Origin of the sequence: Sphingomonas sanguinis NBRC 13937, from assembly GCF_001591005.1 — a bacterium.
GTDB lineage: Bacteria > Pseudomonadota > Alphaproteobacteria > Sphingomonadales > Sphingomonadaceae > Sphingomonas > Sphingomonas sanguinis.
The window spans coordinates 1-10023 of sequence record NZ_BCTY01000080.1; the positions used below are offsets into that span (position 1 = coordinate 1).

At 62.3% G+C, this 10023-nt stretch carries 8 protein-coding genes; 5 read left to right on the plus strand and 3 right to left on the minus strand.

Annotated features, from left to right (window positions below):
* The first annotated feature begins 475 nt into the window (after window positions 1-475).
* Both SSA01S_RS18115 and SSA01S_RS18120 read left to right on the plus strand, forming a co-directional pair.
* Complete coding sequence (locus tag SSA01S_RS18115) at window positions 476-1879, plus strand: sensor histidine kinase (protein WP_061781516.1); 1404 nt, start codon at window positions 476-478, stop codon at window positions 1877-1879.
* A gap of 1 nt (window position 1880) precedes the next feature.
* Window positions 1881-2252: a response regulator gene (locus SSA01S_RS18120; protein ID WP_061781517.1), complete on the plus strand. Its 372-nt coding sequence runs from the start codon at window positions 1881-1883 to the stop codon at window positions 2250-2252.
* Between the two features lie 57 nt (window positions 2253-2309).
* Here SSA01S_RS18120 and SSA01S_RS18125 read toward each other — a convergent pair whose 3' ends face one another.
* Window positions 2310-5015, minus strand: a complete 2706-nt coding sequence (locus tag SSA01S_RS18125; protein ID WP_206379111.1) for a PAS domain S-box protein — start codon at window positions 5013-5015, stop codon at window positions 2310-2312.
* A gap of 183 nt (window positions 5016-5198) precedes the next feature.
* Here SSA01S_RS18125 and SSA01S_RS18130 point away from each other — a divergent pair, with 183 nt between their 5' ends.
* Window positions 5199-5411 (plus strand): hypothetical protein, encoded by a 213-nt coding sequence (locus tag SSA01S_RS18130; RefSeq protein ID WP_061781518.1) that lies wholly within the window; start codon window positions 5199-5201, stop codon window positions 5409-5411.
* Between the two features lie 27 nt (window positions 5412-5438).
* Here SSA01S_RS18130 and SSA01S_RS19715 read toward each other — a convergent pair whose 3' ends face one another.
* The gene (locus tag SSA01S_RS19715) at window positions 5439-5702 is read right to left on the minus strand and encodes a hypothetical protein (RefSeq protein ID WP_156477942.1); all 264 of its coding nucleotides are present in this window, start codon (window positions 5700-5702) and stop codon (window positions 5439-5441) included.
* Between the two features lie 148 nt (window positions 5703-5850).
* On the opposite strand from SSA01S_RS19715, the gene SSA01S_RS18135 reads away from it, so the two are divergent.
* Window positions 5851-6210, plus strand: a complete 360-nt coding sequence (locus SSA01S_RS18135) for a response regulator (protein WP_061781519.1) — start codon at window positions 5851-5853, stop codon at window positions 6208-6210.
* Between the two features lie 99 nt (window positions 6211-6309).
* Window positions 6310-9420 carry a hybrid sensor histidine kinase/response regulator gene (locus tag SSA01S_RS18140; RefSeq protein WP_082795182.1) on the plus strand — a complete coding sequence of 1037 codons (3111 nt, stop codon included), beginning with the start codon at window positions 6310-6312 and terminating at the stop codon, window positions 9418-9420.
* A gap of 95 nt (window positions 9421-9515) precedes the next feature.
* On the opposite strand, the gene SSA01S_RS18145 is transcribed toward SSA01S_RS18140, so the two are convergent.
* A partial coding sequence (locus tag SSA01S_RS18145; RefSeq protein WP_156477944.1) for an EAL domain-containing protein occupies window positions 9516-10023 on the minus strand: 508 nt, incomplete at its 5' end.

Genomic DNA, 10023 nt, shown 5'->3' on the forward strand with positions numbered 1-10023 from the left:
TGACATAGGGCGGACCCCAGCAATTGGTCCTTTCGAGCGCACCAGCCCTCTCGTGCTATGAAGGTCAAGCAGCACGTTCGCTCATTATTGCCGAATATAGATACTGTGCAGCGTCCTCGATTGGGGAGGGAAACCGACTGGCGGCGAACGGTCCATCTTCTAGCGCGAAGCGTAATAGACGACCGTCTATTTGAGCGAGTCCGCTGCGGACTGCCCCTGTCAAATCTCGCAGAATGACGAGAAAACGCGAGCGATAACTTCGACCGCTTGCCATAAGCCCCCGACCCATCGTTTGAAGCAGGCTTGCGCCGACTTCATGATAGGATGAAGACCCGTAAACGCTTCATCGCAGGAAACATTCTTAAAGTAGCGAAAATTTCCAAGCGGTGGTGTTAATTGTGGTCATATGCAGTGATCTAGATTAGCGAAGACGCAGGGACAGGCCGGGGGGCGAGGTCCGCTTTCGGATGGCGGAATGATCAGAACACGACCGAGCAGCATTTTCGACCGGATCGTCATCTGGTCCTTCGATCGGCCTTTGCCGGGTGTCACGCGATACGCCTTGGCCGCCTTGGCGATAGCGCTGGTGGCCACGGCACGCATCCTTTTCGTGCCCGACGAACTTCCATGGCTGCTGTTCATTCCTGCGGCGATCGGCGTTGCGCTAGTGTTCGGACAGGGGGCCGGGTTGTTTGCCGCCGCGCTGTCTACGCTTGCCGGTGCCCTTTCGATCGGAAGCGCCTCCAACGACTATTGGTTGCCGGAACCGCAGTGGGTGGCGGCAGGCCTCTTCGTCGTGATCCTGACGGGCATGGTCATGCTTGCCGGCGAGCTGCGCGAATCCATGCGTCGGTCGGTCTCCCTCAATGCAGAGTTGGTCGAGCGGGAGCGTTCGTCAGCGGAACGCGAGGCCTTCCTGTCCAGCGTCCTTGCGGCGTCGACTGACTGCATCAAGGTCCTGGATCTGGACGGCAACCTGACCTTCATGAGCGAAGGCGGCATGAAGGTGATGGACATCAGCGACTTCAATGCCGTACGTGGTTGCCCCTGGCCTGATTTCCTCAAGGACGGCGGCTCGGTCCAGGCCCGCGCAGCGCTGCAGGCGGCGGCCGAAGGACGCTCGTCGCATTTCGAGGCCGCAGCCGACACCTATATCGGCATTCCGAAATGGTGGTCGGTATCCGTCTCGCCCATTCCCGGCCCCGATGGTCAGCCTGCTCGCGTCCTGTCGGTGTCGCGCGACCATACCGCATTGCACGAATCACGCGAACAGCAGCGGCTTCTAAACGGCGAATTGAGCCACCGTCTCAAGAACGTGCTGACCCTGGTCCAGTCCATTGCCAATCAGACGCTGCGCGGAACGCATAGCGTCGAGGACGCATCAGCTGCCTTTTCCTCGAGGCTTGCATCGCTCGGGCGGGCTACCGACGTTTTGACCACCACCGCGTGGCAACCGGCTGAGCTTCACGACGTCGTCGATGCCGGCATGTCGGCCGTGTCTGGCATGAAGGACAGGATCACGATCGAAGGCCCGCGCATCCGATTGAACTCGCAGGTCGCTCTGGCGTTGACCCTGGCTCTCCATGAATTGGCGACCAACGCGACCAAGTATGGCGCGCTCAGCAACGACACGGGATCGGTAGCGCTGCGATGGCAGGTGAATGGCAACAACGGAGCGTCCTGCTTCCATCTGATCTGGCAGGAACGGGATGGGCCGCCGGTCGTGCAACCGACGCAGCGCGGCTTCGGCTCGCGTATGATTGAGCGCTCGCTCGGGGCCTATTTCAGAGGCAGGACGTTACTGGATTTCCCAGTCGAAGGCGTCGTGTTCCGGATCGATGCGCCACTCGGCGACACCGGCCAACTGATCGACGACTGACATGGGACAGGCCATTCCCCCACGCAGCATCCTCATCGTCGAGGACGAGCCTTTCGTCCGCTACGACCTTGTGGACTTTTTCGAAGACCGAGGCTTCAAGGTGTTCGAAGCCGAGGACGCGGACGAGGCGATCGAGGTGCTCGCTGCGAACGCGTCCATTCGTATCGTGCTGACCGATGTGCAGATGCCAGGATCCATGGACGGCGTGAAACTCGCCCACTTCGTCCGCGACCGCTATCCGCCAACGATCCTCATCGTCGTTTCGGGCATGGCTAATCCATCTGCAGCCGACCTACCCGACCGGGCGGTGTTCGTGGGAAAGCCGTTCGACCCACGCCATGTACTGGGCGTGATCGACCACCTTTCGGCTTAATGGGCGGCTCCGCCCGGCAGAGGTCGAATTTGTGAACACCCCATCATTCGGCAAGTGTCAGTGTCGGCGTTCGCCAGATCGTGCGATACGACGTTGCAGCGCGACCGACAGCTGGCCGGCGGAATAGGGCTTGCGGAGCAGATCGATGCCTTCGACACCTTCCTGCGCAAGGACATGGCTATAGCCGCTGGCGAGCACGACAGGCATGTCAGGCAGATCCCGCATAAGCCGCTTGGCCAGCTCGACACCGCCCATGCCGGGCATCACGACGTCCGAGAACACGATGTCGAAGCCGTCGCCATCGGAACCCAACCGTTCGAGGGCCTCCTCCGCGCTGGTTACCCACGCAGTCTGATAGCCCATGTCCTCGAGCAGCTGGGTCGCGAACTGGCCGACGCCGATATTGTCTTCGACCACGAGCACGCAGCGGCCCCCTCCGTCGATGTTATCCTGCTGATCGGCGGGCCGCCCTTCTGCGACAATCGCCGGATCGGCCTGTGGAAGATAGAGGGTGAATGTCGCACCCTCTCCGACCACGCTCGAGACGTCGACGTCGCCGCCTGACTGCTTGGCAAAGCCGAAGACCTGGCTGAGGCCCAGACCAGTGCCCTTGCCCACGTCCTTGGTGGTGAAGAAGGGCTCGAAGATGCGCTCCAGATCCTCGGGTGAGATGCCGGTGCCAGTATCGGTGAGCGATATGGCGACGAAGTGGCCCGTCCCGGGGCCATGCCCGCGTATCGACGGCATCTGCGCATCGCATCGCAGGCGGATCGTTACCGTGCCCTCGCCATTCATCGCATCGCGTGCGTTGACGGCGAGGTTGACCAAGGCCGTCTCGAACTGGCTGACGTCTGCGCGCACGCGGCATATGCCGTTCGGGACCTCGAATCGGACGAGCACACGGCTGCCCGTGATGCTGTCGAGCATGTCGGTGATGGCATCGAGCCGCTGCCCGACCTCGAACACTTCCGGCTCCAGCGTCTGCCGACGGGCGAAGGCGAGAAGCTGGCCGGTCAGCTTGGCCGCGCGATCGGCGGTGTCGCCGATCGCATCGAGATAGCGCTGGCGCTTCTCCGGTGCGACATTGTCCCGCCGCAGCAGGTCGACCGAGCCGCGGATGACCGTCAGCAGGTTGTTGAAGTCGTGCGCCACTCCCCCGGTGAGCTGGCCGATCGCCTCCATCTTCTGACTTTGACGCAGACGTTCTTCCGCCTCCATCAGCTCGGCCGTCCGGTCGGCGACCCGCTGCTCGAGTGTTTCGGTAAGCGTGCGAAGGGCTGCGGTCGCACGGTCGCGGTCGGCTTCCACCGCACGGCGTTCCTCGACGTCGATCAGTACGCCAGGGAAGCTCTGTGCAGTGCCATCTGGGCCCATATCGACGCGGCCATTCGCCTCGATCCAGTAATAGCGGCCATCGGTTCGACGCACGCGGTACTGGTGCGCATAGGGGCCGCCGCGGGCAATGACGGCTCCGATCGCTTCCGCGAGGCCAGCTTGGTCGTCCGGGTGAACGGTAGCGACGATCTGCTCGAGCGGGATGCCCTCGCGACCCAATGCGGGATCCAGTCCGAAGGTATGGGCGAACGCCTCGTCGATCGTGAAGCGATCACCAGGAACATCCCAGTGCCAAGTACCGATGATGGCACCCGCAGCGAGCGCAAGCTGCACGCGCTCGACATTCTGTCGTGCAATGGCCTCGCTTTCCCTCAGCTTTTCCTGTGCTTCGCGACGTGCAGTGACGTCGTTGAACAGGATAGCGATCTGTCGATCGGCAGGGTCACCGACGCGAACAGTACGTACGTCGAACCAGCGTCCGAACGCCTCGGCATAGTTCTCGAAGTTGGTCGGCTCGCCCGTCCTCGCGACATGGCCATAGGTCTCGAACCAGAAACGCTCCAAGTCAGGTGCGAACTCGGTGACCCACTTGCCGCGAAGATCGACACCCGACTGCTCGGCGAATGCAGGGTTCGCTTCGAGGAAGCGATAGTCGATCGGTCTGTCGTCAGCGTCGAACTTGACCTCGACGATGGCAAAGGCGGCATCGATCGTGTCGATGATCGTCTGAAATCGCTCCTGCGCATGCCGGAGGGCGACGCCGCTCAGATGCTCGTGCGTCCGGTCACGCAGCATTTTGACGAAGCCGAGATGTCGATCATCCGCATCGAACAATGGCAGCATCTCGCCCGAGGCCCAGAATCGCTCGCCGTCCTTGCGCAGATGCCATCGCTCGTCGGTGGCACGACCGTTCCGGAGGGCGCCGGACATCTCGTATTCGATACGATCGCTTTCGCGGTCTTCCGGCGTGAAGAACCGTTCTGCATCCTGGCCCACCATTTCCTCGGCAGTCCAGCCGAGCACGGTCTGTGCGCCTGGATTCCAGTCGGTGATGATGCCTGACGGATCGGTGACGATCATTGCAATGTCGGTGGCGTTTTCGAAAATCGCGCGCTGTCTGGCCTCGCTGGCAGCGAGCGCGATCTGGCTTTCCCTGAGCATGGCGACCAGTTCCCGAGAATCGCTCAGGTCCGCCAAGGCATCCGCAATGTGTCGCCGATGGGTTTTCGCCGCAGCCTGTTCGCGTTCTTGCGCCGCGATGGTTCGCCCATTGGCCTCGATGGTCTGCCTGCGGCTTACCGTCAGGTCGGTCAGGTGCCGATGTTCCTGTTCCGTCTGTCGTTGGCCGAACCGGTCAGCCCGGATCTCCGCTTGCGCCAGTGCCGCGCGCAGGTGCGCGACCTCCGCCTCGAGTTCCTCTCTGGTCATCGTATTCAAGGACGGTTCCGCTGCTGGCATCGCATGATTGTTATCGCGATCCTTATTAGCGGCGACGGCGGCGCCGCAATCGAAAAAAATGTTACGGATCGGGGCATTAACCCGTGGCGACCGGGAGGCATGGCTCGGCAATGCGGTTTATCTCGACACGTAGCCAATCTTATAATCTGATTGATGGCCATGGTCAGGGCCGCGGGTCATTTGCCCACGATGTACTGGTGGCTGGTCGCGATGAACGAGGCATTCGATGCTGGACGGAGGGCGGGTGTCGCACCTCTGGGCTCGGCGGTCGATTGCCCGATCACCCATGCCGAACTCATGCTGCGCATGAGTTGGATGAACGGCTTCAGCTGGGGCCGGATCAACGGAATTTCGAAGCGAACATGAGCTGGTCCAACCGTCCGGTCACCTTTCTCAGCCGGATGTCTCTACCGTGTCGCGCGCCCGTTCCCCAGCTGCGGCGAAATAAGCGGCCCTGTTCAAATGCCGCGCCTTCAGGGTCAGGTCGTCGACCGACTTGGCCAAGGTCAATTCCTCATTGGTGCGTCGTTCGAAATAAGCCGGGCAGTCTTCGCTCACTCGTGTCACCTCTACATTGGCCGCACCCAAAACGAACGTCGCCCATACTGGCCTGAAGGAACCTGGCTGGAGCCATTGCGAAATGGGAATATTCGCCATTTCGTGGGCCGACTGATCGTTCAGAGGGACATTATGTTCCCGATCATCACCAAGCGTTTCCAAGCTGCATCAGCAACATATGCGTGATCGACAGGAACCGGATCGACCTTGGCAAGCGTTATGAATTGGTCGGGTCGGGAGCCGGATCATGTGTCATGTACTGATTATCGAGGATGAACCATTCATCGCCATGAGCATCCAGGTGATGCTCGAGGAGGAAGGTGCGACGTCGTTCGATTTCGCCGTTACCGAACAGGATGCGGTGGCGGCGGCGATGGCACATCGCCCGGAATTGATAACCTCCGACGTGAAGCTGGTCGAGGGTACCGGCCCCATGGCGGTGGCCCAGATCCATGAACGGCTGGGCACCCTACCGGTCATCTTCATCAGCGCGACTCCCGGCGAATGTAAACCTTGCGACCCTCCCGGAATCATCCTGAGCAAGCCGCTTCGCGAGCGAGATCTCAAGGATGCCTTCCACAAGATCGGGATGTGCCAAAGCGGATAGGCCAGCAGGCGACGCGCCCGTTCGCGAAGATTGATTGCCCTTATTTCAAGGGCCTGTGCCATCTATTGACACGAATGTGACGTACGCGCAGTGCGAGGCATGACCTCCCGACTTTCCTGCAATGTTTCGCTGACCCCTGAGCTGAAGAGCTTCATTGCGGACAGCATCGCCACGGGCGACTATGCCAATGTCAGTGAAGTCGTCCGGGCGGGCCTGCGTGCCCTGCGTGACGGACAGGGCGTGGTGGCCCGGCCGATGCTTCAGGACTGGCCCGCCTCTGGTGGGGAATGTGGCGCACTCATTCGCAATCGGGATTGGAGCCGAACTTCACTCGGGACACCGCAAGGATGGTCGCACGAGATGCGTGCGACGATCTCCAATCTGGTCAATTCACCCGTCGCCAAGGTGCTCATGTGGGGCCCCGACCACGTCATGTTCTACAATGACGCATATCGGGAAATCGCAGGCGACCGGCATCCGCTGGCGCTCGGGATGCCGGTCGCCGAGGCATTTCCGGAGGTCTGGGACTGGAATGGTCCGGTGCTTGCTGCCGTCCTGAAGGGTGAAGCTCAGTCCCATCTCGACCAGCCCATCGTCTTTCAGCGCTCCGATGGCCCACAGACTTTGTTCCTCGGCCTGTTCTACACGCCCGTCTACGATGCAGATGGCCAGCCGGGTGGCGTCTTGTGCACGATCATCGACAACAGCGCGCGCGTCGCAGCCGAGCGGAAGGTCGCGGCCAGCGAGGCGGAACTGCGTCGGATTACTGACGCCGTGCCGATGCTCGTTTCCTATGTCGATCGGGATCATGTCTACCGCTTCGCCAATGCCGACTATCAGACCTGGTTCGGCATAGCGCCCGACGCCATGGTCGGCAGGCATGTGCGAGACGTGATCGGCGACGTCGCCTATGGCAATCGTCGTGCAGACCTCGATGCCTCGCTCGCAGGGGCTTCAATCGTGGCGGAGACGGTGCTCCAGCATCGCGAGCTAGGCCCCCGCCAGACCGAGATCCGCTACGTGCCCCATGTCGACGATGATGGCATCACACACGGCGTCTACATCCTGGGCATCGACGTCGGAGAACGAGCCGAACGGGAAGCGCAGATCAAGGCGAGCAACAGCCGTTTCCGTACCGCTATGGAGGCAGTGCACGGCGTCCTGTGGACCAACAGCGCGGATGGGCGGATGCTCGGGGAACAGCCAGGCTGGGCTGCGCTCACCGGCCAGAGCATCGCCGAATATCAAGGCTTCGGCTGGTCCTCGGCGGTCCACCCCGACGATGCTGCTGGCAGCGTTATGGCCTGGAACGAGTCGGTCGCCTCGCGCAGCATGTTCGTCCATGAACACCGCGTCCGTCGCCATGACGGCGAATGGCGGACCTTTGCCATTCGTGCGCTCCCTATCCTGAACGACGCGGGCGAAATCACCGAATGGGTCGGTGTTCACACCGACATCTCGCATCAGCGCGCGGCCGAAATGGCGCTGCGTGAACACGCGGATAACCTGTCACGCCAGGTGCGCCACCGCGAACGTGCCGAGGACCAGCTGCGTCAGCTGAACGAGACGCTGGAAAGCCGCGTCATCGCCGAGATCGGCGAACGGCGTCAGGCCGAAGCCAAGCTGGCACAGGCGCAGAAGATGGAGACGGTCGGCAAGCTGACGGGCGGCGTTGCGCACGACTTCAACAATCTGCTGCAGGTGGTTGGCGGCAATCTGCAACTGCTGGCCCGGGACGTCGCGGGCAACGAGCGTGCCGAGCGGCGTGTGACGAACGCCATGGCAGGCGTATCGCGCGGCGCTAAACTGGCCGCCCAGCTTCTCGCCTTCGGGCGCCGTCAGGCGCTCGAGCCGAAGGTCGTGAACGTCACCCGCTTCGTGCAGGGAATGGACGACATCCTGCGCCGCGCGATCGGCGAGGCGATCGAGGTCGAGACTGTCTTCTCCGGCGGTCTTTGGAACACCTTCATCGATCCCAACCAGATCGAGAATGCGCTGCTCAACCTTGCCATCAATGCGCGCGACGCGATGGAGGGGCGCGGCAAGCTGACCATCGAGCTCGCCAACGCCCATCTCGACGACGCCTATGCCCGTGCGCACGAAGAAGTCACGCCTGGTCAGTACGTCATGCTGGCGGTGACCGACACCGGTTCGGGCATGTCGCCCGAGATCGTCGCCAAGGTGTTCGAGCCCTTCTTCTCGACCAAGGCCGAGGGCAAGGGGTCGGGGCTTGGCCTCTCCATGGTCTACGGCTTCGTCAAGCAGTCCGGCGGTCACGTAAAGATCTACTCTGAGGTCGGCGAAGGCACCACGATCCGGCTGTATCTGCCGCGTGCCACGGAATCGGAAGATGTCGAGGTCCTAGTCGATACGGGACCGATCACGGGCGGAACGGAGACGGTCCTCGTCGTCGAGGACGACGAGGAAGTGCGCACGACCGTCGTCGAGATGCTGACCGATCTGGGCTACCGCGTCCTGAAGGCGCCCGATGCGACCAGCGCACTGGCGGTGGTCGAAAGCGGCGTGGCGATCGACATGCTCTTTACCGACGTGGTGATGCCCGGCACGCTCAAGAGCCCCGAACTGGCCCGCAAGGCGCGCGAGCGGCTGCCCAACATCGCCGTGCTGTTCACCAGCGGATACACCGAAAACTCGATCGTTCATGGCGGTCGGCTCGACAAGGGCGTCGAGCTGCTATCGAAGCCCTATACGCGCGATGCCCTTGCCCGGAAGTTCCGCCACGTGCTGGCCAACCAACAGCAGCGTCGACAGGCGTCCGCACCGGCGCCCGCGGCTCCTGCGACAGATTTCGTGTGCGCGGCTCCGATCGCCCCCAGTGCGACGATCCGACGGACCGCATTGCTCGTCGAGGACGACGACCTGATCCGGATGAACACGGGCGAAATGCTGGAGGAGGCGGGTTTTGTGGTTGTCGAGGCCGCCAGTGCGGAGGAGGCGCTGACGGCGCTTCAGACGACGCCGGTCGACGTGCTGGTCACCGATCTCAATCTTCCTGGTGCCTCGGGACAGGAACTGGCCGCCAAGGCGCGGGCGCTACGGCCTGATGCGCTGGTGGTGTTCGCGACCGGTGACCCAGGTGCGGTGGCGAAGGAGGAAAACTGCGTCGTGCTGGCCAAGCCCTATGACGCACGCGCCCTCGCTCGCGCTTTGGACATGAAGGAAAATCGGTCCGTTCTAACCGACGGTTGACCGGTCCTTGCTGGTCAAGACGGTGGTTCGCCCCGATCAAGACGGCAGTAGGATTGCCGTAATTTGTGCCTCCTGCTGCCTGCAAGCAACGAGGATCACGCCGACCAGCGTGCGGCGTGACCCTTTGCAGCCGAGACGATGGCCTCAATCTCCGTCGGGAGGACCGGGTAGCCATAGTGCCATCCTTGCCCTTCGTGGCAGCCCTTCGCGCGCAGCCACCGGGCCTGCACGATCGTCTCGATCCCCTCGGCGATGACTTCCACGCCGAAGGCGCGTCCCAACGTCAGGATGCTGTCCACCACGGCGGACTGATCAGACCCCACGGCGATGTCGGCGACGAAGCTGCGGTCCACCTTGAGCCTGGTGATCGGAAAGTCCCGCAGCACGCTGAGCGAAGCAAAGCCGGTACCGAAATCGTCGAGTGCGATCCCGACGCCCAATGCTCGCAACGCGGTCAGCGTTTCCACCACGGCGCGTGTATTCCTGACCGCGATGTTCTCGGTCAGTTCGAGTTCGATCCGGTCGGCCGCCACGCCGTGCCTCTGCAACGTCTTCGCCACCTTTTCGGCGAGGGAGGTCGAACGGAACTGCGAGGCAAAGAGT

Excerpts from the sequence above, each read along its gene's own strand:
- SSA01S_RS18140 (WP_082795182.1), top strand. The coding sequence starts at position 6,310 with ATGACCTCCCGACTTTCCTGCAATGTTTCGCTGACCCCTGAGCTGAAG.
- SSA01S_RS18115 (WP_061781516.1), top strand. The coding sequence starts at position 476 with ATGATCAGAACACGACCGAGCAGCATTTTCGACCGGATCGTCATCTGG.
- SSA01S_RS19715 (WP_156477942.1), bottom strand. The coding sequence starts at position 5,702 with ATGGCGAATATTCCCATTTCGCAATGGCTCCAGCCAGGTTCCTTCAGG.
- SSA01S_RS18125 (WP_206379111.1), bottom strand. The coding sequence starts at position 5,015 with ATGACCAGAGAGGAACTCGAGGCGGAGGTCGCGCACCTGCGCGCGGCA.
- SSA01S_RS18135 (WP_061781519.1), top strand. The coding sequence starts at position 5,851 with ATGTGTCATGTACTGATTATCGAGGATGAACCATTCATCGCCATGAGC.
- SSA01S_RS18130 (WP_061781518.1), top strand. The coding sequence starts at position 5,199 with ATGGCCATGGTCAGGGCCGCGGGTCATTTGCCCACGATGTACTGGTGG.
- SSA01S_RS18120 (WP_061781517.1), top strand. The coding sequence starts at position 1,881 with ATGGGACAGGCCATTCCCCCACGCAGCATCCTCATCGTCGAGGACGAG.